General features: G+C 42.6%; 26 protein-coding genes, 5 tRNA genes and 2 pseudogenes. 21 read left to right on the top strand and 12 right to left on the bottom strand.

Annotated elements, in window-relative coordinates; all coding sequences use genetic code 11:
- Positions 1–171: pseudogene (locus LCF41_RS22360) on the bottom strand (MobQ family relaxase); the annotation flags it as partial.
- A gap of 979 nt (positions 172–1,150) precedes the next feature.
- On the opposite strand from LCF41_RS22360, the gene LCF41_RS14230 reads away from it, so the two are divergent.
- Complete coding sequence (locus LCF41_RS14230) at positions 1,151–1,393, top strand: hypothetical protein (protein ID WP_225085160.1); 243 nt, start codon at positions 1,151–1,153, stop codon at positions 1,391–1,393.
- Positions 1,394–1,404: 11 nt separating this feature from the next.
- On the top strand, positions 1,405–1,689 hold the full coding sequence (locus LCF41_RS14225) for a conjugal transfer protein TraD (protein ID WP_225085159.1): 285 nt from the start codon (positions 1,405–1,407) through the stop codon (positions 1,687–1,689).
- Positions 1,690–1,777: 88 nt separating this feature from the next.
- Here LCF41_RS14225 and LCF41_RS14220 read toward each other — a convergent pair whose 3' ends face one another.
- The gene (locus LCF41_RS14220; protein WP_225085158.1) at positions 1,778–2,218 is read right to left on the bottom strand and encodes an acetyltransferase; all 441 of its coding nucleotides are present in this window, start codon (positions 2,216–2,218) and stop codon (positions 1,778–1,780) included.
- Positions 2,219–2,288: 70 nt separating this feature from the next.
- A complete protein-coding gene (locus LCF41_RS14215; protein ID WP_225085157.1) occupies positions 2,289–2,690 on the bottom strand; it encodes an H-NS family histone-like protein in 402 nt (133 codons plus the stop codon).
- 255 nt (positions 2,691–2,945) lie between these two features.
- Between LCF41_RS14215 and LCF41_RS14210 the strand changes: the two genes are divergently transcribed.
- The 6 genes from LCF41_RS14210 (at position 2,946) to LCF41_RS14185 (ending at position 8,180) form a co-directional block, all read left to right on the top strand.
- Positions 2,946–3,311, top strand: coding sequence for a hypothetical protein (locus LCF41_RS14210; RefSeq protein WP_225085156.1), 366 nt, complete (start codon positions 2,946–2,948; stop codon positions 3,309–3,311).
- 570 nt (positions 3,312–3,881) lie between these two features.
- Entirely contained in the window at positions 3,882–4,118 is a 237-nt protein-coding gene (locus LCF41_RS14205) for a hypothetical protein (RefSeq protein WP_225085155.1), read from the top strand.
- An 81-nt stretch (positions 4,119–4,199) separates the two neighbouring features.
- Entirely contained in the window at positions 4,200–4,754 is a 555-nt protein-coding gene (locus tag LCF41_RS14200) for a type 4 pilus major pilin (protein ID WP_225085154.1), read from the top strand.
- A 138-nt stretch (positions 4,755–4,892) separates the two neighbouring features.
- Positions 4,893–6,317 carry a shufflon system plasmid conjugative transfer pilus tip adhesin PilV gene (locus LCF41_RS14195; protein ID WP_225085153.1) on the top strand — a complete coding sequence of 475 codons (1,425 nt, stop codon included), beginning with the start codon at positions 4,893–4,895 and terminating at the stop codon, positions 6,315–6,317.
- Between the two features lie 240 nt (positions 6,318–6,557).
- A complete protein-coding gene (locus LCF41_RS14190; protein WP_225085152.1) occupies positions 6,558–7,088 on the top strand; it encodes a type 4 pilus major pilin in 531 nt (176 codons plus the stop codon).
- Positions 7,089–8,180, top strand: a complete 1,092-nt coding sequence (locus LCF41_RS14185; protein ID WP_225085151.1) for a hypothetical protein — start codon at positions 7,089–7,091, stop codon at positions 8,178–8,180.
- 310 nt (positions 8,181–8,490) lie between these two features.
- On the opposite strand, the gene LCF41_RS22280 is transcribed toward LCF41_RS14185, so the two are convergent.
- The 5 genes from LCF41_RS22280 to LCF41_RS14165 all read right to left on the bottom strand — a co-directional run bounded on the left by LCF41_RS22280 (position 8,491) and on the right by LCF41_RS14165 (position 12,593).
- A complete protein-coding gene (locus LCF41_RS22280; RefSeq protein WP_284144919.1) occupies positions 8,491–8,613 on the bottom strand; it encodes a hypothetical protein in 123 nt (40 codons plus the stop codon).
- A 346-nt stretch (positions 8,614–8,959) separates the two neighbouring features.
- The gene (locus tag LCF41_RS14180; protein WP_225085150.1) at positions 8,960–9,994 is read right to left on the bottom strand and encodes a hypothetical protein; all 1,035 of its coding nucleotides are present in this window, start codon (positions 9,992–9,994) and stop codon (positions 8,960–8,962) included.
- Between the two features lie 294 nt (positions 9,995–10,288).
- On the bottom strand, positions 10,289–11,014 hold the full coding sequence (locus LCF41_RS14175; RefSeq protein WP_225085149.1) for a pentapeptide repeat-containing protein: 726 nt from the start codon (positions 11,012–11,014) through the stop codon (positions 10,289–10,291).
- Positions 11,015–11,060: 46 nt separating this feature from the next.
- Complete coding sequence (locus tag LCF41_RS14170; protein ID WP_225085148.1) at positions 11,061–12,338, bottom strand: tyrosine-type recombinase/integrase; 1,278 nt, start codon at positions 12,336–12,338, stop codon at positions 11,061–11,063.
- Positions 12,339–12,517: 179 nt separating this feature from the next.
- A tRNA-Asn gene (locus tag LCF41_RS14165) sits at positions 12,518–12,593 on the bottom strand.
- A gap of 379 nt (positions 12,594–12,972) precedes the next feature.
- Here LCF41_RS14165 and LCF41_RS14160 point away from each other — a divergent pair.
- Together LCF41_RS14160 and iraP are read left to right on the top strand one after the other, a co-directional pair.
- A pseudogene (locus tag LCF41_RS14160) lies at positions 12,973–13,242 on the top strand (LysR family transcriptional regulator); the annotation flags it as partial.
- A gap of 392 nt (positions 13,243–13,634) precedes the next feature.
- The gene (gene iraP, locus LCF41_RS14155; protein ID WP_225085147.1) at positions 13,635–13,901 is read left to right on the top strand and encodes an anti-adapter protein IraP; all 267 of its coding nucleotides are present in this window, start codon (positions 13,635–13,637) and stop codon (positions 13,899–13,901) included.
- Positions 13,902–14,071: 170 nt separating this feature from the next.
- Here iraP and cycA read toward each other — a convergent pair whose 3' ends face one another.
- On the bottom strand, positions 14,072–15,484 hold the full coding sequence (gene cycA / locus LCF41_RS14150) for a D-serine/D-alanine/glycine transporter (protein WP_225085146.1): 1,413 nt from the start codon (positions 15,482–15,484) through the stop codon (positions 14,072–14,074).
- Positions 15,485–15,819: 335 nt separating this feature from the next.
- Between cycA and LCF41_RS14145 the strand changes: the two genes are divergently transcribed.
- Both LCF41_RS14145 and LCF41_RS14140 read left to right on the top strand, forming a co-directional pair.
- A tRNA-Lys gene (locus tag LCF41_RS14145) sits at positions 15,820–15,895 on the top strand.
- Between the two features lie 615 nt (positions 15,896–16,510).
- Positions 16,511–16,798, top strand: a complete 288-nt coding sequence (locus LCF41_RS14140; protein WP_225085145.1) for a hypothetical protein — start codon at positions 16,511–16,513, stop codon at positions 16,796–16,798.
- A gap of 92 nt (positions 16,799–16,890) precedes the next feature.
- Here the strand turns inward: LCF41_RS14140 and LCF41_RS14135 are convergent, their stop codons facing one another.
- Positions 16,891–17,115 carry a DUF2594 family protein gene (locus LCF41_RS14135; protein WP_225085144.1) on the bottom strand — a complete coding sequence of 75 codons (225 nt, stop codon included), beginning with the start codon at positions 17,113–17,115 and terminating at the stop codon, positions 16,891–16,893.
- Positions 17,116–17,758: 643 nt separating this feature from the next.
- On the opposite strand from LCF41_RS14135, the gene uvrY reads away from it, so the two are divergent.
- The 6 genes from uvrY (at position 17,759) to LCF41_RS14105 (ending at position 21,282) form a co-directional block, all read left to right on the top strand.
- Complete coding sequence (gene uvrY / locus LCF41_RS14130; protein WP_010279369.1) at positions 17,759–18,415, top strand: UvrY/SirA/GacA family response regulator transcription factor; 657 nt, start codon at positions 17,759–17,761, stop codon at positions 18,413–18,415.
- Positions 18,408–20,240, top strand: coding sequence for an excinuclease ABC subunit UvrC (gene uvrC, locus LCF41_RS14125; RefSeq protein ID WP_225085143.1), 1,833 nt, complete (start codon positions 18,408–18,410; stop codon positions 20,238–20,240). The genes uvrY and uvrC overlap by 8 nt, the downstream gene beginning before the upstream one ends.
- A 58-nt stretch (positions 20,241–20,298) precedes the next feature.
- Positions 20,299–20,847, top strand: coding sequence for a CDP-diacylglycerol--glycerol-3-phosphate 3-phosphatidyltransferase (gene pgsA / locus LCF41_RS14120; RefSeq protein ID WP_039533720.1), 549 nt, complete (start codon positions 20,299–20,301; stop codon positions 20,845–20,847).
- Positions 20,848–20,986: 139 nt separating this feature from the next.
- Positions 20,987–21,062, top strand: a tRNA-Gly gene (locus LCF41_RS14115).
- A 51-nt stretch (positions 21,063–21,113) separates the two neighbouring features.
- A tRNA-Cys gene (locus LCF41_RS14110) sits at positions 21,114–21,187 on the top strand.
- 8 nt (positions 21,188–21,195) lie between these two features.
- Positions 21,196–21,282: transfer RNA gene (locus tag LCF41_RS14105), tRNA-Leu, on the top strand.
- 181 nt (positions 21,283–21,463) lie between these two features.
- Here the strand turns inward: LCF41_RS14105 and LCF41_RS14100 are convergent.
- Both LCF41_RS14100 and LCF41_RS14095 read right to left on the bottom strand, forming a co-directional pair.
- The gene (locus tag LCF41_RS14100) at positions 21,464–21,706 is read right to left on the bottom strand and encodes an Ogr/Delta-like zinc finger protein (protein ID WP_039490579.1); all 243 of its coding nucleotides are present in this window, start codon (positions 21,704–21,706) and stop codon (positions 21,464–21,466) included.
- A gap of 50 nt (positions 21,707–21,756) precedes the next feature.
- Positions 21,757–22,890, bottom strand: a complete 1,134-nt coding sequence (locus tag LCF41_RS14095; protein ID WP_225085142.1) for a phage late control D family protein — start codon at positions 22,888–22,890, stop codon at positions 21,757–21,759.
- 155 nt (positions 22,891–23,045) lie between these two features.
- On the opposite strand from LCF41_RS14095, the gene LCF41_RS14090 reads away from it, so the two are divergent.
- From LCF41_RS14090 to LCF41_RS14080, 3 genes are read left to right on the top strand one after another with little or no spacing between them, the layout of a single operon-like run.
- Entirely contained in the window at positions 23,046–24,239 is a 1,194-nt protein-coding gene (locus tag LCF41_RS14090) for a phage tail sheath protein (protein WP_225085141.1), read from the top strand.
- Between the two features lie 10 nt (positions 24,240–24,249).
- Complete coding sequence (locus tag LCF41_RS14085) at positions 24,250–24,765, top strand: phage major tail tube protein (protein WP_015840864.1); 516 nt, start codon at positions 24,250–24,252, stop codon at positions 24,763–24,765.
- Positions 24,766–24,779: 14 nt separating this feature from the next.
- Positions 24,780–25,091 (top strand): phage tail assembly protein, encoded by a 312-nt coding sequence (locus LCF41_RS14080; protein WP_015840863.1) that lies wholly within the window; start codon positions 24,780–24,782, stop codon positions 25,089–25,091.
- The last annotated feature ends 10 nt before the right edge of the window (positions 25,092–25,101 follow it).

The raw sequence follows: 25,101 nt of genomic DNA, 5'->3' as shown, positions 1-25,101 counted from the left end.
GACACAGCCTAATATCTGATGATGGAATAAATCTGTTCTATGGCTGAAATCGTAGGTATTGCCAGTGCGATCATCTGTTATTCTGCATCGCGTATGGTAGGCAGCCTTCCTACAGGAAGACATACCCTCCGAGCGCTTCACAATTTTAAACTCCAGATGAAATATCGCCATATAATAAAAGACCTCAATATAAAATAAAACCAAAATATGAAACGCAACGATAACTATGCTGCCGTTAGTTTTTCGCAAGAAAAACTTCGGGGTTGACGTTGACTTTGTTTCCGAAGGAAACGGTGTTAGCCTGCGGCAGGCAACCGTCGGTAGACCCCACACACTGCGTAGCAGTGTATAAGTGGGCATTGTTTTTTCTAACAATGTAAAAACCGCTTACTTAATTAATACGAAATATATTAACGACTGTAAAACCAGAACCAAACAAAACGCCAAATTAAGCGGCGCAATCTAGATAAAAGGACGAAGTATTCCGCGATATTACCCCGATGGGTTTTAGATGGTGTCCGAAGGACAATGGTAGTGTTAATTTATCCCGCCGTAAGGCGGGAAAGCACTAAAACAAGAAAATAGTAACTTTTATATGTGGTTTTCCCTGTTACACAATTCACAGGTTAGTCATAAAATCAGAATAAAATTTTAACAGGTAAAATGAAAAACACTAATCTATAAAATTAAGTAACGTGGTGAGTATTAGACAAAACAGTTAGTGATTACTATCGCATAGTGTTGCCTAATTTAATTATTTATCATGATTTTTACCATTCACTTGAACTGGTCAGACCGCCACGCCTTTATGGTGTGAATATTATGGAACAGTTAACCGCGCATATGTAAGCGTTTAACCTACTTAATCGCTCATATATAATCGGTTAAGTTAATTATATAGTGGCTAATACTTAAAATTGCCAACATAGGGGATATCAGTTAAATAAAGTGAAACGTGAAAAGGGAGAATAACATGAAACTTAGTGAGTTGGATGAAACAGCATTGGTTTTAATTGGCATTAATGCTGTGATATGGGCTATCAATATCAGTCTTATGGGTTTGTATTTTATTAAATAAATATATATTTCAGTATTGATAATTATTCAAAATATGGTAAAGGAGAATGTATAACAAATACAAGGAGGTTTAATGTATAAAAACAACGATGAAGCCATTGATTGGGAAGCCAAGCGACTTTTAGATGATGGGATCTATACCGATACAGAACAAGCCTATTTAGAAGCAGAAAAGATAGTAATCAATATTAGGGAACAAGCAAAACAGCGCCAGATAAAGCAACAATTTAAATTGAAGATTAAGTCAATCAAGAAACAAATTGGTAATGGTTATGATTATGCAGATGTCCCTTATGCAAACAAGAAAAAATATTAGGGGGAATATAAATGACCAGAAAAGATATCAAACAACAAATTGCTTCAGCACAGGAACGTTTATACTTCTTGGAAGCCAAAAAGAAACAGCAAACGAAAAAAGAAAACACCCGCCAGAAAATTATTTTCGGTGCAGAGGTTGCCAAAGTCTTAGGATGTGATATTGGTTATGTAGATAAAGAATTAGTCTTTGGTATTCTGCTTAACATATCTAATCTATCTGAGCGTGATATTGAAAGGTATAGAGCACAAGGTCAAGTCTATATCGAAAATGTTATAAATAAATCCAAATGTTAATTATGTTTTTCACGTCCGAACGGTGAACCGGCCTAAAACTTGCTTTTAGGTCGGTGAGCTGTTGAGCAAGCCCTAGAGGGCGCGGTAGTTAATTTTGTCGAAATCGAAGATGGATTAACGGGTAAGGGCGTCCCTGACTGTCAGTTTTAGAAAGTCCAACTCGTTCAAAACCAATGCGTTCATAGAATCCCACGGCCTGTGTATTCTGCTCGTTTACATCAGTAGTTAACTGAGAGTATTGTGAGAGCGCTGTCTCAACCAACGCTTTTCCTATACCTTGCCCGTGATAATCTGGATCTATAAAAAGCGCTTCCATATGTCCGTCATGTAAATACATGAACCCAACGGGTTGTCCTGTTGATTCACATGCAAGAGTAAGTTCGATTGTAGGAAGGAATAAAGCAAGTTCTTTTTCTATCGATAAACGATCTTTTATCGTTAAAAAATGATGTGTCGCATCAACAGCTTTACACCATATTTCCATAATACGCTGAGTATCTTGCTTTGTAGATGAACGAATTGTAAGCATGCATAACCTTGATTTATTACACGACCGTTAGCGATGAGTTATGCCAACGGTTTTAGTAAATATAAATGTATCAGATCTCAAAATCTTCCAAGCTCTTACCGTTATCAAGTGCTTCCTTGATAGCTTTAGGAGTACGCCCCTGACCTGTCCACGTCTGTTCGTTGCCGTTTTCATCGGTATATTTGTACTTGGCGGGACGGGGAGCGCGTTTAGCTTTTGCTGATTTGGTTGCGGAAACAGAGCCAAGTAGTTCAGTCGGATCGATACCATCTTCTAACAGTTTGGCGCGTAAAGCTTCGATTTTTGCCAGACGTTCAGCCTGCTCTTGTTGAACTTTGGTTTCTTCTTCGCGGCGCTCTTCAACAATAACGGTGAGCTTTTCCAGCATTTCTTCCAGTGTTGCCAGATCGGTTTCACGCGCCTGAGCACGCAGGGTACGAATGTTGTTTAATACTTTGAGAGCTTCACTCATTGTTTTTCCCCGATAGATTGATTTAAGTGATGTGTCAAAATTTGACAACAGACAGTGATGATCATATATCAGTATTATCAATGAGTAAATAATAAAATATTATCAATGTAATGGTAGTGGATATCAGGCCTGTTTTAAATTGGATATTCCTTCGTTGGGAATTATATAATAAGTTTGGTTTAACAGGTGTTGTGTTTCTATAGCAGTAATGGCCTAAGTATCATTTGTCAGGTAATTTATGAAAAAGGAGTGGCAATGTATTATTCAATAAGAAAAAATCGCTCCAACAATCTGAGCATTATTTCGTTTAAAAAGTCATTTTTTAAACTCATAGAAAATGAAGATGGTTGGGTTATCAGAGTTTTTATTTATATCTTATTGCATAAAATAAAATTATTTAAACCTAATGCTGTTTTTGATTTGGATTCTGAAGATAAGATCAACGATATCATAAAGAAAAATGGCGAATATCATTTTAATGATTCGGTTTGTCATCTTATCAGTGAAGCTTTTATTGATGGGTTAAAACATTCAACAGTAAAAGATTGTGATGTTATTTTCACTGCTGTCAGAGTGTTTTTCACAAACAACGCAACTATATTACAGCAGGAAATATCATGAGTAATAAAAGAAGGTTAAAGAAAAACCCACTTGAGGATACGGCAGTGTTAAGTGCAGTTATAATTAACCATTTGAATGATTAATTAAATTTGAAAGTAATAATAAATTAATTGTATTATAAATATAAGTCCGAAACAGGCAGCATCACAGACCTCGTATTATTTTTTATTTGACTTACGATGCTATAGTTATAAATAAAATATTCGTAATACTGGCGGGGTGGACAAGTTTCGACCACCATGCTCTCCGAAAAGAGCACCATATTATTGATGGGTTAAAACATTCAACGGTAAAAGATAGTGATATGATTTTTAGTGCTATCAGATTGTTTTTTATAAAAATTCAGTGTGAGTGATATTTTAAAATATAAGTTATTAGCTTATTGATTTTTATTTAAATAAGAATGCTAATAGTACGTTAGGTGATTGATATGCAATACTAAAAGCGGAGGAGTTATATGTATTATGGTACAGATGTATATTACCAATGTTTTACTGAGGTTAGAGATGGGAAAAAGATTTTTGTAATATGGAAACGATATCGAGAAAAACCAAAACTTAGAAGAAAATAATGAAAAAGAAGAAATCAAAGAAAAATCAACTTGAGGATACAGCAGTGTTAAGTCGAATTGCTCAGACAGCATCACAGAAAGCGATTAAAGAAACGTTCGCCGCAGGAATGGCTATCCACTATATTTCAGACGGAAAACTGATAAAAGCATATCCTGATGGAACAAAAGAGTGTGTCAACGATTTGAATAGGGAATCTATTTCTCTCGCATCAGCCGTTCGTCAGTTAACCCGCTAATTAAATACCGTTATCCATTGTTTTATCTTATGCAATTGTTTATCTGTTTTTCATCGTTCGGATGAAAAGGAGTTAAACAAGGTGTTAGTGAAAAAAAGAAAATATAGAAAAGGGTTCTCTCTGTTGGAGTTGCTTTTAGTGCTTGGTATTATTGCCGCCTTAATTGTTTCCGCATTTATTATTTATCCAAAGATTCAGGCTGCACAACGTGTAGAGGCTGAAGTGAAAAATATTGCAGCAATACAAGCTGGCGTCCAATCAGTATATGCGTCAACGACTTCTTATTCTGGATTATTTAATGCCCCTATGATTAGAGCTAATATATTTCCAGATAACATGATAAAACGCTCTGGATTCACATCGCGTATTGTAAATTCGTGGGGAGGGTATGTTGACTTATCATCTGCCGACACGGGACCATCAGGCACACCCGGAAGTGTATTTACTATAATTTATCAAGGCGTTCCTTCTGCTGAATGCTCTAGATTGATTTCTGCTACAGCGGCAAGTTTTTATATTATACAGGTTGGTTCAGTGACGGTTAAAAACATTGATGGTGCCATTAGTACAGGTAATGTGTCTTCTGCTTGCAGTGCGGGTGAAAATAGCAATACGTTAATATTTACATCGTTATAGATACGGGTTGCTTTGCAAAAAATTATTAATGACAAAATAAGCTATTGGGTTTTATTTTATCAATCCTTTATAAGTATCTTGACCACTTTTTTATTTTTGCTAATTAAAATATATGTAAATAAAAAAGGACGGTGAGAAATGAAAATAACAAATAAAAAAGGGTTTTCCCTATTGGAAGTCACATTGGTGTTAGGTATCGGCACAGCAATGGCTTTCATGAAGTTTCAGGACATGAAAAGCGATCAAGAGAAAATAGTGGCGAATACCATTGGTGCTCAAATGAAACAGATGGGAGAGGCGGTTAACCGTTATATCAGCATTCGCTATGACAAGCTTTCAACATTAACTTCAAGCAGCAGCCAGAGCAGCGATCCGGGACCAAGAACCTGTTCTGCTAATGGTTGTGAAATCACTTATCAAACATTAGTGAATGAAGGGCTGTTGCCTGTTAGCTATACCGGAATCAATGCGCAGAAATCTTCCTATAAGATCTTATTAAAACGTGCAGGAACCACACCTAACTACGTTATCAATGGACTGGTTATAACAACGTTACCGTGGTCAGAAGGGAACCGTGTTCGCTATGACTTATTAGGCCGTGCTATGCAGGCCGCTGGCATTGATAGTGGTATGACGCAATCTGCTACGGTGGCATCGGGAACTGCTGGTCAATGGACTGAAAACCAAAATAACTATAGTGGGATTAATGCGGCTGGATTGCTGGCCTACCGAGTAGGATACGATTCCTCCATGTATTCGGTTTATCTGCGTCGTGATGGAACATTACCTATGACAGGAGATCTAAATATGGGAGGAAAGAATATCGCTAATGCCAACGAGGTGTATGCACAGAAAGTGAGTTCTACCGATCTCTATGTCAAAAACAGCGCTGTTTTTGATGGCGTCATCAATTCCCTTAACGTAATTAACAGCAACACCATCAGATCAAAAGAGTTTGTAGCAAACACCAACAACACCCGAATGACCATTGGCGGCGGTAGTTCTTCAACTGACGCTAACGCGCTGTCAGTCAGGTTAGAGGGGGGAAATGCTGACGGGTATATGCTTTTGATGGATGTTAACCCTTTTATCAATGATTCCGTAAAGCTGGATGTTGTAGGCAGCCAAAAAATCCGTGGAGACCTAAAAATTACGGCTTCAGGTAATGGCAAAGCGTTAGGGGGTATCTCCGCGTCAGGAAACATTAACTCATCAGGGATTGTTTCGGGGCAATACTTACAGCCAGCTTCAACTGTTTTGGTTGGGGGAACTTGTTCGTCAAACGGCTTGATGAGTAAAAACAGTGAGGGTTTAATTTTATCCTGCCAGAATGGAATATGGAAAAATGCATTTAACATGACAGAAGTTTATTACTCTCCTGATTGGGGTAATACAGCGTGGTTAGATAAAAATCTTGGTCAGCATAACTTTTGTGCGTTAAGATCAATAAGTGTTAAAAGTGGTGGAACACAATGTTCATTGAGTCAGGATGTTAGTGGAAACTGGTTATTAAAGCAAACTTCTGGGTATAGCATTGAGGTATGCAGGGCTGTTTGCTTTTAATAAAACTAATGAGAGTATTCGGCGCTAGTGTGATATTATTTCAACCGGTAGACACTATGGCGGGTAGTGATTACTCATTTTCTGTCGGTGCTTCGAGTGATTATCTTGTTAAGATCATTTATTCTTGTGTTGGGGTATAATTAAAAACTGTTCACAATAAAATCCTTTTCTTAACCACTTGCCAGAAATGAATAAATTGATTATCTCCTGAGTATACATTAACAAATTTCAGGAGATATTATGTCATTCAACAAAACAAAAGTATCATGCCTATTAGTAGCCAGTGGTTTTACATCACAGGCATTATCAGCCGATAGTATTTTCAAAGCGCCAATTGGCAGTGTGTATTCATTGGAATATAACTCAACATACATCGGTGCTAACGTCCTAAAGCTGACGCTAAGCAACGTATCTGATAAGTCATGTGCGACATTAGCAACACAATTAGCGGGGCAATATTTTGAAGTATTAATTAATAGTCAATATGTTCCTTTAACTCCGCCTGCATCTGACTCCACATGGAACAGAAATACTGTCGTGACGGATAAAACAGCCTCATTATGTCAATCTGGAAAAGATAATACAATTGTAGTTAATCATTTTGTCTATCCCAAAACCTACGCGCTTTATCAATCTGATGGAGATATCGTTCATTCCTCTGGTGGTTCTGCTGAAAAAGAAAACATCGTTAATGTCAGTTATGAGATTTATCGAAAAACCATGCAAACCAGAGAAAACCATCAGTTATCGATAAAACAAGGAGGTGTATAAATGAAAAGTAAAAAAGGATATTCAATATTAGAAATTGTTTTAGTGCTTGGGGTTGCTTCTGGCATTGCCTATACCGCATTTAGTTTTTATCGCAATGAAAAACACGATGCCGCAGTCAGGGAAACGGTTCAACAGGTTCGTACCATATTCAACACGTCAGATGCTTATCTAATGAGCGCTAAGCCAGATGGAAGTGTTCAGGAAATCTATCCTATCTCTATGCAGATCTTAAAAAACACGTTGGCCTTTCCGTTGAACCTTGGGGAACTGCGCGATGGTTCAGAGGCAGAAGTAGCGGCAAGCACGGCAATATCGACCTCTGCATCCAAATCAGCCAGTACGTCAGCATCACTTTCTACCAGTAAATCGGCATCAACATCGGCATCAATGAGCGCAAGTAAGTCGGTATCTTCGTCTGTATCCAATTCGGTATCAGCATCACAATCTGCGTCAACCAGTGCATCATTATCGGCTTCAGCATCAGTTGCACAAAGCGTGAACCAGTCAATTAGTGCTTCAACGAGTAGTAGCATCAGTGCCAGTCAATCAGCATCGACCTCTGCGTCTAAATCTGCCTCAACATCGGCAAGTTTGAGTGCTTCGACCAGCGCCAGTATATCGGCGTCAAAATCAGCAAGCACCAGTGCCAGTCTTAGCGCTTCACAATCAGCTTCGTTATCTGCCAGTAAATCGGCGTCTGTTTCAGCGTCAACAAGTGCCAGTGTTTCATCGAGTATCAGTGCATCAATATCAGCGTCTGCTGCTGTTATAACGCCACCGGATGGATACTACACATTAGACCAATTGACCATTTACGTAGCAATGATCGGTGGGGGAAGGGCAATGTCTTATGTCGAATTCCCAAATGGTGATTTTCTTGAGTTACATATTCCTTACTCTTCACCAAGTCAGGTTAATAACCTTATTCTGGATTTTAGTAATAGAGATAATATTGAAAAATACGGAGTATTAAAACCTGTGGTAACCTATATATCAGCGTTGAAATATATTTCTCATAGCCAACTGAAAAACTGGGCTATAGGTCAGTATGGGCTTAGTTGGGTTTTTGATCAAAGTGATGCGATTTGGTAATATGGGTGTCAATGAAAATAAATATAATTTTTTATTTTTAACAATCAAAATTACTATATTTCTCCATATGTTTATTTCGAAGTATTAACTTTGCCAAAATATCTGATTTTCCTGTATGTAGGAGTATGTTTCTAGTTCTGTGAACTGATTTTTTGCCCCATACATGGAAATATGTTCTATACAATAGGTAGTGCCTCATTGAAGCAGAGGAAAGGGCTTAATAGCCCTTTTGTCGTTTCTGAATATTACTGACCTAATAGTATGAGGCTGCTTCTTCTTTCTGGTGGGCCAGATGTAATGTGTTGAGTCTTTACCACAAAATAAAAGCCAAAATCTCTTTTGCTTTGGACTCATCCAGTTCAACAACCGCGTAAATTAATGCCCGACACTGATCGATGATTTGTTCCAGTTCCAACGGTATGTTATCGAACATGATAAGCCTCCGCTACCGGATGTTGGAATGTGGAAAAAAAAGCAGTAGCCAGATGCAGATTTTCAACAAGGGAATAGGTAAACTGACAAAAAGCCATAGCGTTAGCTCTATAACGGTGTGGTTAGCCTCTGTTTGCTATTGCAAGTACCTTTCAGGAGCGAAACGGGTATTCAGATGGTACGAACCTGATTGGCTGAAATTTAAGGCTAGGATTGATATTAGTCAATTACTAAACGCGATATGAAAATTCTACGGAGGGTAAGTCTAAAATTCTTCAAAGCCGAAATGCCCCAGAACTTTGTGAACAGTTGGATGAAGTGTTGGCAAAAGGGTTTAATTGCCTTTTTTATTTACTATGCGGAATATGAATTGTCCTTGAATGTAAACAGTCATTATAATTCTCGAAAATCAAAGAAAATGATTCTTCACCGGGATAAATTTGGACTACTCTATTAGCTCTAAATATCTTGGGGTCAAGCGGCCTCTTGGCGTAAGGGTTATGAAATATCATTAATCCATCAAAGATGGTTTCATCATATTCAGATGTTTTACATATTACTTTTTTGGAGATGCCTTCAGGCGGTTTTGCCCAAGTAGAGTATATTTCCCCGAGTGGATTATTTTTATTAGATAATGCCAATACTTTTCCCCAAGTAGCATTGCAGCTAAATATTATAGCGCTGATATCTTCATATTGTTCATCGCAGAAAAAACCCAACGGAATTTCGGTTCCATTATCTTTTTTAACATAGTCAAGTTGTTGATTTGGTGGCCCCTCAGGGTATAGTTCAGGATTATCTAAACACACGTCCTCATTCACATAATCATTGTATAATACTGCTCTTACTGCTCTGTCGTATTGTAAATTAAAATAAGGTTGTTCGAAGGGGGCTACTGCGATAACAAATGGTTTTCCTCTGACATGATCTAACTTAGAATAAATCTTATTATATTTTTTTTCTTTCTCTTTTATTGAATTGCATAGTCTTATCATCGCTTCTCTATTTAGTTCGTTGAATCTATTTAACTTCACTAACTCATCAGGGGAGTATTTCTTCTCCCATTCTGGTGTTTTATTTTTTGCAGCATTCGCTGTTGTGGCTTCAATAATAATGTTTGGATTGATGATACAGAAGTCGGGTGAGGAGTAATTGAAGTTAACGTTTAATCCATATTCTTTAAGTACAGCGAAAAGATAAACCTCCCAAAAGGTTGAGTTAAATGTTGTTTGAAATTCTTTGATTATTTTTTTGTCTCGATCAACAAAACCACTAGCCCATTCATTGAATAATTCTTGTGCTGGTTTATTGTTTTTTATCAATACTCTTTTGAAATTTTCGTGAAAATCTAATTTTTCAACTACTGGTAGGAAAAAATTCATTATTCTCCCTTTTACTAAGTATTTTAAAGCTGAGTATCGGTCAAGAATATTCTAATCATGATCTACTAATAACCCCAAACAATCGAGAGGCTGGATCAGTTACTTTACTCAATATATAAGACAGCACCAAAGCTAAAAATCCTATAACAGTCGCATAGTTTCCAATCATAGTCAGCACTCCCAGAATGTCAGTTATTAGATCTTGCCAACTTAATGGTAGTCCCCTTTCTAACCTTAACTATCCAACCTCTCGATTGGATGGGGCAGGACTCAGTTAACCTAGCAAAAAGAATATTAACTGTCAATTTTTTTTAGATTTTCGATGAGGCTTCCTACTGTATAAGGTGTCTTTTTTCCCTGCTTCTCGAATATTTTCTCTAACGATAATACTACTGTTTCTTCTTTATTGTTAAATAAAGTGGTAATAGCATAAAATGTTGCATGGTTAATTTTACCTCCCTTTATGTGTATCAATCTACTTTTAGTCAGATGTTCTATTTTTTTAAATTTATTCAATTTTTCTATAAAACCAGTAGATAATGTGACATATGGATGTCTTTTTAAGACTATATTTGTCTTATTTAATTCTGGTAATGCCTCTGTCTTTACATTTATAAAAATGCATTCTTTGAACTGACAATTATCAAAAGTGCTTCTTTTGAAAACTGTGCCATAGAATAGACATTTTTTAAACTCTGTGTTTTTAAATTTAATACAGTTAAAGTGAACGCCATTGAAATCAGAACATATGAATTTACTACCATTAAATTTTGTTTGTTTGAAGATGGAACCTCTTAAGTTGGTATTTATAAAGGTGATATTAGAAAAATCAATTTTAGAGCATATGGATTTTGAATAAATGCCAATAATATATTTTTGTGCTATCGTTTTTTTTCGTGATGCATATCGTGGCAATAATTTCAGCTTTGGCTTATCACTTGGCCTTCCGATTATACGATTTTTCCTTAGTTGAATTTTTCTTTTTCTTAATTTTCGTTTTAATGATTTTTTTATACGCATCACTACACCTAATTGAACAACATCCCATCCTTGGGATTATACCGTCCTACATTTTAGAGGCAAACTCAAACGGCCTAACCATCCCGTTGCTGTTAGCATCCAGAAAATCAGCCCACCACTGCAGCATGAGGCGACGTTGCTCAAGGTGTTTGGCCTTATGGGTGTAGGCGGCGCGAACATTGTTCTTTTCCATGTGGCTCATTTGAAGTTCTACCACATCTTCAGGCCAGATACCTGATTCAATCAACGCACTACACGCCAGCGTTCGGAAACCATGACCACACAGATCGGTTTTGGTGTCATAGCCCATTTTGCGCAGTGCCTTGTTGATGGTGTTTTCACTCATCGGCTTCATCGCATCATAACAGCCAGTCAGGATAAAACCGTCATCACCATTCACGTCATAGGTGAGGTCTTTTAGTTCTTCTAAAATTGCCAGTGCCTGATTACACAGAGGAACATAATGCTTCCTGCGCATTTTGGCACCACGGCCCGAATGTTTGATCCCTTCAATGGCTTCACGCTGTTCAGGGATAACCCACAAGGCGCTTTTGAAATCGATCTCTGACCAACGGGCAAAGCGGAGTTCACTGGAACGAATGAATATCAGCAGATTGAGTTTGATCGCAAGTTGCGTCAATCTGCTACGGCCTTTATAGGTTTCAATACGCTCCAGCAGAGTAGGTATCTCTTCCAGTTCGATAGCGGGGCGGTGTTCCGTCTGAGGCTTCTGAACCGCGCCTTCTAAATCATAGGCAGGATTGAAACGGATCATCTTTTGCTGGACGGCATAGCGCATGATGGCTGTGGCGTACTGTTTCACCCGCATAGCGATTTCCAGATAACCCAGCTTCTCTATCTTTTTGATGGGAACCAGTAGGTCGCCTGTATCCAGTTCAGCAATATCTTTGTTGCCAATATCAGGGAACAGGTAGGTTTCCAGTCGTGTCCATACAGAACGCTGATAATCTTCCGACCATGTGGTTTTGGTGGCAAACCAGCTTTTGGCAACGGTTTTGAAAGCGCGGGTATTGTTACGCTTCTCTTGAATGTTTTTGTTGTCAGCCTGCTTTTTAGCGCTGGGGTCGATTCCCGCTGCTAACAGCTTTTTCGCTTCATCCCGGCGTTGTCTTGCATCAGCCAGTGAAACAGCAGGGTAGACACCGATGGAAAACACCTTCTGTTTTCCTTCAAAGCGATAGCCTAACTGCCAGTATTTGGAACCGTTGGGATGTATCAGCAGGTAGAGGCCAAACCCGTCAGTCAGCTTCACCGCCTTTTCTGACGGCTTGGCATTTTTTACTTTAGTATCAGTAAGTGACATGACGATTCCCTCCGATTGCTGGTAAAAACGAAATCGAACCAGCTTTACCAGTATTTTTACCAGCAAAAGGGTATGGCTTCGAGTGTTTTTTGGTGAACGAGGGCGAACCTGAAGAAGGGGGTAACCAATTGATAAAAAGCAAAAAAGCAGACGTCAGTGAACGTCTGCTTTCTTTAATTTGGCTCCTCTGACTGGACTCGAACCAGTGACATACGGATTAACAGTCCGCCGTTCTACCGACTGAACTACAGAGGAATCGGTTAAGTGCGATGGATAATAGCGGGAGCGTTTCGGGTTGTCAAAGGCTGTTATCACTCGAGGTGTTTGATTGACGAACTAATAACCAACATATTGAAATTATTGCCCAAGTTGAGCACAGGAAAGTCGTGATACGCATCGATGAGCGGGCAAGCGTGCACTCTAAAATAGCAGGGTTTGCTTTAGGATGGTGCAGACGGGTATTCGCCCGGTGGTTGATTCTTCAGGCAAAAGCAGGGAGGTTGATTAGCAGAATCATTGCTTTTCCTTATTTTACCTGTGGCTTATCAATGAGGTATCACTTTTTCTTAGGCATAGAAACATAATATGGCGCGCTTTTTGCTACCTCTTTAGAGTAACTACTCAGGAGGCAGACATGAATCTTAGACGGCTCAAATATTTTGTGAAAATCGTTGATATCGGTAGCCTGACGCAGGCTGCTGAGTTGTTGCATATTGCACAACCGGCGCTGAGCCAGCAGGTCGCGACGCTGGAGAGTGAACTCGAAAAACAACTGCTGGTGCGGAGTCGACGCGGTGTGACGCCTACCGAGGCGGGGAAAATTCTTTATTCTCACGCACAGACGATATTGTCACAGTGTGAACAGGCAAAGGATGCGGTGAGTGGCGCACGACAATCAATGAGTGCGTAAGCGTTAACGTTTAAAGCCAGCCGTTCCCCGATGGCTGGCTATTCAATCTGACTTTCTTTTCTGACGTTCTGTCAGAAATCGATGTGTTTTTATTTTTTCGTGAACTTCATCACAATTTTCGCGTTGTCGGTCTTCTTCAAAACAGGGAGGTCATTCTTAAAAATAAAATGGCTTTTTAGTTTTTTTATTTATTTGGTTTATTTATCTGCAACTTCATTTTATTGCCGCAATGTGAATATGATTTCCTTAAAATGGTAATAGACACTAGCGATCAGGCCATTCACAGTGTTACATTAATCTTCGTTATGTTTTCTCTAATCCTGTTCGTCAAGACAGGTGTTACCTTATGGGTGTATGACGGTTATTTTTTTGATTAAGGAGTTCAAATGAATAATATCCTCTCTCATCTTTTAATAAAGCTGGCAGAAAAAGAAGTTGGAGAAAAAGCGCTTAACGCGAAGATTGAATCGTTAGAGATGCTGATTTCTGCTATTGTTTCAACATTTGATGACAGCAAAATCAATGAGTTAAATAGAAAAATAGAAGGTGTGGTTGCTGATGCTTCTCAGCGGAAGGATGACCATAATTCATTAGCTTTCGAACTATTGGCAAAAAATATCAATCGAATCACAACCGTTTCATTACGGGAATAACTTTCTTATATATCAATGGTAACGACATTAATTGATCGCGTATTAATCTTCGTATATCCAATTGAGAATTATTTATATTCAATAATAGAGAATACTTCTGCTATGGGTGATTTTGCTGAAAAAACTTGAAGGCGCCGACGTTGTCCGCGCCTTTCTTGCATTTATACGCTTTACTTCACGTCAACAGCCTGCTTTTTTCGTCGAATAAACTGATAAGCAATAGCCAGAACAATAAACCACAGCGGCGTAACAATGAGCGCCTGCCGTGTATCTGGCTGTAACGTTAACAGTACAATAACAAAAGCGAAAAAGGCCAAACATACCCAGCACATAACAATACCCAATGGCATTTTATAGGATGATTCGGCATGTAGCTGCGGGCGCTTTTTACGATAGGTCAGATAAGAGCACAGGATGATGCTCCAGATGAACATGAATAAGATTGCGGAAACCGTGGTTACCAGCGTAAAGACGGTCATCACGTTCGGAATCAGATAGATCAACACGACGCCAGACAGTAAACAGATACAGGAAAACATCAGTCCAGCCGAAGGGACAGCACGTTTAGAGAGCGTGCCGAAGCTTTTCGGTGCATCGCCTTGTTTAGCCAGACCAAAGAGCATGCGGCTGGTGGAGAAAACGCCGCTATTCGCTGAAGATGCCGCAGACGTCAGGACGACGAAGTTGATCATACTGGCAGCCGCAGGTAAGCCGACAAGTACGAACATTTCTACGAAAGGACTACGATCTGCCGTAATCGCGCTCCAAGGCGTGACGGACATAATCATGATGAGCGCAAAAACATAGAACATGATGATACGAATCGGGATGGCGTTAATCGCCCGAGGCAATACGACCTTCGGGTTTTTCGTTTCAGCAGCCGTCGTGCCAACCAGTTCGATGCCGACAAAGGCAAATACGGCTATCTGAAATCCAGCGAAGAAACCACTTATTCCTTTGGGGAACATGCCACCATCATTCCAGAGGTTGGTAAAAGAGGCGACGTTGCCCGATGGCGAAGAGAATTGCATCATGACCAGTACAGCGCCAACGGCGATTAGCGCAACAATGGCGACAATTTTTATCATGGCGAACCAGAATTCCATCTCACCAAACAGTTTCACGGTTGCCAGATTAAGCGTAAGTAAGAGCAGAACGCAAAGCAGGGAGGAGACCCACTGTGATAAATCGGGGAACCAGAACTGAGAGTAGGCGCTAATCGCGACGACATCGGCGATCCCGGTTACGACCCAGCAGAACCAGTAAGTCCAGCCAGTGAAGAAACCTGCCCACGGACCAAGCAGATCGGCTGCGAAGTCACTGAATGATTTATAGTTGAGGTTGGAGAGTAATAGCTCCCCCATTGCGCGCATGACGAAAAATAGCATAAAGCCAATGATCATATAAACGAAGATGATCGACGGGCCTGCCATGCTGATTGTCTTACCTGAGCCCATGAATAGCCCAGTACCGATCGCTCCGCCGATGGCGATGAGCTGAATATGACGATTAGTCAGATTCCGTTGCAGTCCCTCTCCCTGTTCAGGAGCAAGGCCTGCGGCTTCTTTTGATTGTTCGACCATTTAAGTACACGTTCCTGTTTCTGTCTGTGATGTTTTTTGAGCTCTTTGGCGGCTCTCGTTTGCGAAAATCGAAACAAAGAAGATAGCGCAACCGCGGTACTTATTACAGCGGATGTCTGAGATAGCCAGGCATAAAGAGGGCAGATAATGATGTAAAGTGATGCTGTATATTTTTCGCCCTAAAATGAAGAGGATATCAAACGATGATAGGCATAGATAAATAGGTTGAGCAGGTTAACAAATTTACCAATCGCTAACAATGCTATTAACGCGTATAAAAAATTAATATGAAGTGTTTGACAGATGAATCAGGGAGGAGAATAATCCTCCCCGTTGGGTCGTTAGCTCAGTTGGTAGAGCAGTTGACTCTTAATCAATTGGTCGCAGGTTCAAACCCTGCACGACCCACCAAAAATTTCAATGAGTTATGTTTATTTTCTTTGTTTTTTATTATTGCTTTTCTTTTTGGTTAATTTTTCTCTAATTATATCATTTCTTAAATTTATCCGTATTTCTGCGTTATTTTATCACTCTCCGGGTTTTTATTTTATCTCATTTTTTTCACAATCTTATTACTTAATAGATCGGCTTTTCTATGGCGTTTTTTATTCATAGGCACGTTAATGTTGGTGAGGATATAACGCGGCTGATGATGTTGCTGAAAGTCATCGTTCTGCGTGATGGGCATGTGTCGTACGGGCTCTGAAGAGTCACGAGAAAGTGCTATGCTTAACAGACGGAATAGTCGACAGAGCGTAATAATGATATTGCGGGTTGAACTGCTCTACATCATTCGAGTTGCAGGCAAAACGTTCACATTTTGGACAGCGCAAGGCGTTTGCCCTTTTAGGGCGACGTGCGCAGAAGTACACATCAGTGTGCTGAGTCGTGTAGCCAGCGCGTATGTAGCTTGAATATGACGAGTTTGCACAGGGCTGTGTTCACATCCACTGGGGCGGCGTTTAGAAGTAGCTGGAGTTTCCTGGTTAGCCATAAGCAAGTTTCTGCTTGATTTCGGAGGGTCATATGGGATTCGAAAAATTACTGGCTGTCATAGAAAAAAGTCACCAGGATCCAAAATCGGTTATCTCGTTGTCTGAACTGAGTCAGGCAATCCATGAAATAATTTGTACTGAAAGTTCTAAAGAGTACAAAATCAATGAATGCTTCACCGAGCTGAGAGAACTGGTTGATGAAAGAAAATCACTCTCGAGGAAACAGCTTCTGGATAAAGCGTTGGTGACAGAATTATCGCAATATAAAAAGAAAGAAGAGGCGCTACTTTTGAAACTCATCAGTATTGGAAATAAATAGACGAGAGTCTCTATTTTCTAATCAGTATAGCAACACTAAATATCACTACACCGCCAGAGCAAATTATTAACATGGCGGTGTAGCAAATAGTGCTATTTACGGTAGCTGGTTTTGATCTGTTTAATCGTGTTATCAAAAACAGCGGCTTGCTCGGCATCTTCCAATTGAGCAATATATCTTTCCATATTGATGATAACTTTACCGGCATCTGCCTGGCCGATTGATTTTAATAACAGCGTAACCATCGCCTTCAGGCAGGTAACCTCGTGGGCCAGTGTTTCAGCGGATGCGGCAGTAGAAAAATCTGCGTTGCTCATGTTTTCTCCTCAACAAGAAAAAGATGTTTTTCTTCGCCTGCTGCGGGCGTTACCGCTGGTATGGCAGGCAGAACCAGATGAACGGGAGTATACCATAAAGCATATTGTGGATTGATATTATTCGTGGATAACGCCATTTTAGTGACTGTTTTTTATGCATTTAACTTATTAAAAGAGCGTCTATATTCTTGGTTTTTTTTCGTGGTAAAGGCTATAGATGTGTTTCGTTTAATACATATGATGTTCACTATGGACGTGCTTCACTGAATATATTATTTGTATAATAAAGTGATAGGCGATGATAAAATTCCCAATGATATTCCGATTACAATAGTGACTTTTTATTGACATTTAAGATGTAAAGCCAATTGCAGGCCATTTGATTTGCATTGTTTTTTATACATTTTGTGCCGCCGGACTGTTTATACTGCGTGGCGTATTTGAAATGTTAAGAATGTGATCGACATACACCATCAGCTTGACGATATATTGTTATGATCGGGAACGCGCTTTATTCTTTCTCGGCATATTTTAAAATACATATTCATATAAATCAGTGTTCATTATTTTTTGAAACCAACGTAGTATCACCTGCAAGCAACTTTTTATGTAAGTGTTACTCCCTTTTTTGGAGAATTATTCTTTGATTAGCGTTTTTCTTGTTGATGACCATGAACTGGTGCGGGCAGGGATACGACGCATTCTTGACGATATCAAAGGTCTGAAAGTGGTTGGTGAGGCATGCTGTGGTGAAGATGCCGTTAAATGGTGCCGAAGCAATGATGTGGATGTTGTCCTGATGGACATGAGCATGCCGGGGATCGGTGGGCTTGAAGCAACGCGTAAGATCCTGCGTTTTACTCCAGATATAAAAGTCATCATGCTCACTATTTATACGGAGAATCCACTACCCGCAAAAGTAATGCAGGCCGGAGCTGCGGGATATGTGAGCAAAGCTGCTGCCCCTCAGGAAGTCATCTCCGCCATTCGAGCAGTACACGCAGGTAAACGGTATATTGCTTCTGATATCGCCCAACAGATGGCATTAAGCCAGCTGGAACCGCAAACGGACGCACCGCTGGAGTGTTTGTCTGAACGCGAATTACAGATTATGCTAATGATAACGAAGGGGCAGAAAGTGACTGAAATCTCAGATCAACTTAATCTTAGCCCTAAAACTGTCAACAGCTATCGTTACCGTATGTTTAGCAAGCTGAATATTAACGGCGATGTAGAGTTGACTCATCTGGCTATCAAGCATGGGCTTTTTACCGCGGAGACATTGTTAAGTAGTGAGTGAGAGTTTCGATGCTTCGGCATTTTTAAAAACGGTAACGAGCCAGCCTGGTGTCTACCGTATGTATGACGCGGGCGATACGGTCATCTATGTCGGTAAGGCAAAAGACTTAAAAAAACGGCTTGCCAGCTATTTCCGCAGTCATGTCGCCAGCCGTAAAACCGAGGCATTGGTCAAAAGCATCAAGCATATTGATGTCACGATCACGCACACAGAAACTGAAGCCTTACTGCTGGAACACAATTACATTAAGCTTTATCAGCCGCGCTATAACGTCTTGCTGCGCGACGATAAATCCTACCCCATGATTTTTCTGAGCGGTGATACTCATCCACGTCTGGCTGTTCATCGTGGTGCCAAGCATGCGAAGGGCGAGTATTTCGGCCCATTCCCCAACGGCAATGCCGTGCGTGAAACGCTGATATTGCTGCAAAAACTGTTTCCTGTGCGCCAGTGTGAGAATAGCGTTTATCGCAACCGCTCTCGTCCTTGCCTGCAATATCAAATCGGCCGCTGTCTTGGGCCTTGCGTTAGCGGTTTGGTAAGCGATGAGGATTATCAGCAGCAGGTTGACTATGTCCGCCTGTTTTTGTCTGGCAAAGATCAACAAGTACTGAATCAACTCATTTCTCGAATGGAAGCCGCCAGTCGCGACCTGAATTTTGAAGAGGCGGCCCGGATACGCGATCAGATTCAGGCGGTCCGACGGGTGACGGAAAAACAATTTGTTTCCGGCGACGGTGAAGATCTGGATGTGATCAGTGTGGCTTTTGATGCTGGCATGGCTTGCGTCTATGTCCTGTTTATCCGGCAGGGAAAAGTGCTTGGCAGCCGGAGCTATTTCCCCAAAGTGCCTGGTGGTACGGAATTAGGGGAAGTGGTGCAAACGTTTGTTGGGCAGTTCTATTTACAAGGAAGCTTAGGCCGAACGCTTCCTGCAGAAATTCTGCTTGATTTTACTTTGCCCGATAAAGACGTATTAACGGAGTCCCTGACGGCGGTTGCGGGGCGAAAAGTGCAGATTCAGACGAAGCCCCGCGGTGATCGCGCTCGCTATTTAAAACTGGCGCGGACGAATGCTGCCACTTCATTAGTCACAAAACTGTCTCAACAATCCACAATTCATCAGCGTCTGGCTGCATTAGCAAGCGTCTTGCAACTGCCGGAAATTCATCGCATGGAGTGTTTTGATATCAGTCATACGATGGGTGAACAGACTGTGGCATCCTGCGTGGTATTTGATGCGAATGGTCCGTTACGTTCCGAATATCGCCGCTATAATATCAGTGGTATTACGCCCGGTGATGATTATGCTGCCATGGCTCAAGTCCTCCGACGTCGTTACGGTAAAGCGCTGGATGAGAGTAAAATACCTGATGTCATTGTGATTGATGGTGGGAAGGGGCAACTCGGTCAGGCTCAAGCCGTATTCGACTCGTTACAAGTATCATGGGATAAAAATAAGCCTCTGCTGCTTGGGGTTGCAAAGGGCAGCGATCGTAAAGCTGGATTGGAAACCCTGTTTTTTGAGGCAACAGGCGAGGGCGTGGCACTGCCACCTGATTCTCCTGCGTTGCACGTTATTCAGCATATTCGCGATGATTCACATGATCATGCGATTGGCGGACATCGTAAAAAGAGAGCAAAAGTCAAGAGTACCAGTACGCTGGAGCTTATCGAAGGTGTCGGCCCTAAACGTCGTCAAACCCTGCTGAAATACATGGGGGGGCTACAACCGTTGATGAATGCCAGTATTGAGGAGATTGCAAATGTTCCAGGAATTTCGCATGCATTGGCAGAAAAGATCTTCCATGCATTGAAACACTAGGGACAATGTAGCAACATACTCCTAGTATCCACTCCAGCCAGATAGTTACCTAAGCGCTATGCAATTTAATATACCGACGTTGCTTACCCTGTTTCGTGTTGCTCTTATTCCGTTTTTTGTGCTGGCGTTTTATCTTCCGTTCGTCTGGGCACCACTGCTTTGTGCGCTGATTTTCGTATTTGCTGCCGTGACGGATTGGTTTGATGGTTTCCTTGCCCGCCGCTGGAAACAGACCACGCGTTTTGGCGCCTTCCTTGATCCCGTTGCGGATAAAGTGATGGTGGCTGTCGCGTTGGTGCTGGTTGCGGAATACTATCATTCCTGGTGGATTACGCTGCCAGCAGCAACGATGATCGCGCGGGAAATCATTATTTCCGCCTTGCGCGAATGGATGGCTGAAATTGGCAAAAGAAGTAGCGTCGCCGTGTCGTGGGTAGGAAAGGTGAAAACTACGGCTCAGATGATGGCGCTTTTTGCTTTGCTATGGCGGCCGGAACGCATTGTTGAAGGTGTTGGTGTTGTGGCGTTGTACATCGCGGCGGTGCTCACTTTCTGGTCCATGTTCCAATATTTAAACGCGGCGCGTCACGATTTGCTTGAACCTTGATCGAAGCGCCGTAAAAATCAGCAAACGAACGTGGTTGCTTGATAATTCTGTTGACTCATCGTGTCAGGTCAGTAGAATGCACCGCATCAACAGCAACGCTGGTTTGTAAGAAGTTAAAAAAATCAGTAAGTTCTGTGTTGCGGGAATAGCTCAGTTGGTAGAGCACGACCTTGCCAAGGTCGGGGTCGCGAGTTCGAGTCTCGTTTCCCGCTCCAATTTAAAGCATCGGCAATAGCGGATGTTGGTCATTGAGACCTGAATATTTTGGCGCGTTAACAAAGCGGTTATGTAGCGGATTGCAAATCCGTCTAGTCCGGTTCGACTCCGGAACGCGCCTCCAATATTTATGCCCGGGTGGTGAAATCGGTAGACACAAGGGATTTAAAATCCCTCGGCGTTCGCGCTGTGCGGGTTCAAGTCCCGCTCCGGGCACCATTGATTTAACTTCAATAAAAACAAGAAGTTATAAAATAAAATTCAACCGCCGAAAGGCGGTTTTTTTGTGCCTGAAAAAGGGCGAGTGGCAGCAAAATGGCAGCAGAGTGGCAGCACTGATTTTAGGCATGAAAAAAGCGGCCAAGAATTTAGCCGCTTTTGTTAAGCCGGATTAAACAATCTACAACGCTAAATCCAACTGATTTTCCCCTTTGTGGCTACGGGGAAAGATATTGGTGGGGACACATGCACCAGGCGCGGGTTTCGTTTCGTTCAGTGATTCATCAATGTGCGTCATACTGGTAAAGCAGTAGCCGCACATCATGTTTTGGCACTGGTGATAGCTACGTCGAACTAATGGGCTGAGTTCTACGCTGGTACGTGTTTTTGCAGTTGCGCGGCACTTTGGACATTTGATCGCCATGACAACCCCTCAAACGGTTGGTGTTACTGTCATTATACACAGGCGCTGCATTAATCATCATTATCGTCTGCTGCCCAATCCGTTATTTTCACTTCAAATTCCAGCGATGTAGTAAATCCTGATTGGCTAATTTCATGTACGCAGCGTGTAATTATCCAATCGGCATTATCGATAACCGTTTTAAATCCAGACATACGGGCGTGTAATTCGGGATATAGATCGGCACGGCCTCGCGCTAACGTCATACTGAATTCTGCGGCACCGCGCTGTAACGTCGACCATTTCGCTGCGGCTGCACGTTTTGCCGCTTGCTCGGTTTTAAACGTAGAACGCATGACATAAACATTACCTTCCGTTCCCTTCAGATAATTCCCCTCTTTACTGCTGGATGCGGGTTCTTTCTTTTTAGCTGGCGTACTGGTTTTACGTTTATTTTTTACCTTTGTCGTTTTGGTCTTGCCAAAATTCAGATCCAGCCAGTACGCCGTAACGCCGGTGTACGCGTCGCGGTCAGCAACGCGGAAGCTGTGACTGTCTCCGCTACTGCGTGTAATGGTGATGGCCGGTAGTGGCTTGCCACTTTGTGAAACCGCCTGCCCCGGGACAATGAACAGCAACATGCCGTTTTTTATGGTTGCGATTGCCCCAACCATTTCCGCCATGCGAGTAAGAAAACTGATATCTGATTCATTCGTCTGGTCAGCATGGTCAAGTTCCAGCTTCGCCAGCCGTTCTGTCACACCTGCTTTCAGCCCGTAGCGGCTGGCGATGGCAGATACCACAAACCCGACGGTCACATTGTGCCAACTGTATTCACGCTTAACGTTAAATGTATCTCTAAAATCCGCGCTACGGGCGCTGATAGTCAACTGATCCGGCGGGCCACGATGGGCAATTTCATCAACCGTGAATGTCCCCTTGCTGATTAGCGGTTCATTCGCCCAGCCCAGTGCCACGGTGACTTTTGCGCCGCGCTCCGGCAGGGCTAATTTTCCGTCTGCATCATCCAGCACCAATTCCAGCGAATCAGCCTCAAAGCCTCGGTTATCTGTCAGCGATAAAGATATCAGCCGATCATTCAGCTCTGTAACCTGCTTATCGCCAACCCTCACCATAAACGCCGGACGGGGTGAGTATTCGTCCAGCCGCCCAGAAATAGCCCCTAACGTGTCCATTATTGACATTGTTACCCCCTGATCTCTGCCTGAATACTCGCGTTACGCGCGCGTAGGGACAATCAGCCTCGGTTGTCACGCTCCTAAGACACAGCAAACGCCGTGCGCAGGCAGCGAAATCCCGCAATCATGAAGCCGGACATTTGACCCATTGAGGCAACAGCATGGCGACTAATTATCATCACGGTGTGACCGTCCGAGAAACCACGGATCTCAGCACCATCATTAACGATATCGACTCGGCAGTGATCGGCGTGGTGTGCACCGCCGATGATGCCGACGCTGATACGTTCCCGTTAAACGAACCGGTATTGTTAACCCGCGTTGCCAGCGTGTTAGGTAAGGCGGGCAAAACAGGCACGTTACACACGACTCTGAAATGCATTTCCGACCAGGCCAGCCCTCAGACGGTGGTGATCCGCGTGGCAGATGCGGCGAATGCGCAGGCAGAAGGCAATGAACCTAAACCGACGCAGGATCAGTTAGTGATCGGCGGTTCCGATGCCAGCGGGCGCTATACGGGGCTGTATGCGCTGCTGTCGGCAGAGGCGCGAATTGGTGTTCGCCCACGCGTACTGGCCGTGCCGGAACTGGATACCCAAGCCGTTGCCGCACAGTTGTCCGTGATTGCTGAAAAGCTAAACGCGTTCGCCTATGTCAGTGCGCATGACTGTGCAACCATCGCGGCGGCGAAAACGTACCGTGAAAATTTCTCCCAGCGTGAACTGATGGTTATCTGGCCTGACTTTATCGCCTACGACACCGTCAAAGGGGAAAACGTGACCGTACCCGCGCCAGCGTTTGCAGTTGGCCTGCGTGCCAAAATTGATGCGGAGACGGGCTGGCACAAAGTGTTATCTAACGTTGCCGTAAACGGTGTGTTGGGACTGAGCAAGGATGTGTATTTCACGCTACAGGGTACCGATACCGATGCGGACGAGCTGAACAGCAACGGCATCACTACGCTGATTAAGCAGAACGGCTTTCGCTTTTGGGGATCACGCACCTGTGACCGTGAAACCTATCTGTTTGAAAGCTACACCCGTACCGCGCAAATCCTCGCAGACACCATCGCAGAAGCGCATTTCTTCTACATTGATAAGCCGCTTACGCCATCACTGGCAAAAGATATTGTGGACGGCATCAACCGCAAGTTAACGGCGTTGGTCACCGCTGGCCGTCTGCTGGGTGCGAATTGTTGGTATGACAAAGAAACCAACACCGGCGAAACGCTGCGCACGGGAAAACTAACCATCAAGTACAACTACACACCCGTTCCGCCATTGGAGCATTTGGATCTGGTGCAGGAGTTTACTGACGAATACTTCGCGACGTTCGCCAATACGTTCAGCGGGTAAGGGGTAAATCATGTCTCTGCCAAAGAAACTTAAATACTTCAATCTGTTTATCGACGGTGACAACTATTTCGGTCAAGTACCGGAAGTGACACCGCCCAAACTCACGCGCAAGACGGAAGACTATCAGGCGGGTGGTATGCCTGGCTTTGTCGCGATTGACTTCGGTTTTGATGCGGGTGCACTGGATATGGAAATCACCCTCGGCGGGCTGGATGCTGGCTTGTTGAAAAAGTGGGGCGTTTCCACGGCGGACGGTATGCAAACGCGCTTTGCGGGTTCGTATCAGGATGAAGCCACAGGTGAAGCGGTGCCGTGTGAAATCCAGACGCGTGGCCGGTTTACCGAGCTTGACCCAGGCTCTGCCAAAGTGGGTGAAGATACGGCACATAAATACACGCTGAAAAATACCTACTTCAAGCTGACGATCAGCGGTGAAGAGGTCATGGAAGTGGATGTGCTGAACATGATTTATAAAGTGGCCGGTGTCGATATGCTGGAAAAACACCGCGCTAACGTTGGGCTATAAAGGAAATGTCTACCATGACTGAGAAACAAAATAACGTCGTCATTCTGCAAAACCCAATTACGCGTAAAGGCGGTGACGTGAAAGAAGTTACGATCACTGGCGCACTAAAGCAGGCCGGATCGCTGCGTGGGCTGAAAGTCTACGATGTGATGACGTCCGATGTTGATAGTTTGCTGACGTTGCTCCCGCGCGTTACCAGTCCGGCGCTGACGAAAGAAGAACTCACCACGATGGATACCTGGGATTTTTGCCAGCTCTCCAATGCGGTGGCGACTTTTTTGCAACCCTCTTCCCCAGCGAACGAGACGGGCGCGGTAACGGCGTAATTCACTGCCC

Source organism: Pectobacterium colocasium (genome assembly GCF_020181655.1).
GTDB lineage: Bacteria > Pseudomonadota > Gammaproteobacteria > Enterobacterales > Enterobacteriaceae > Pectobacterium > Pectobacterium colocasium.
The sequence above is the reverse complement of the archived record's forward strand: the minus strand, read 5'-3'. Positions and strand labels throughout refer to the sequence as shown.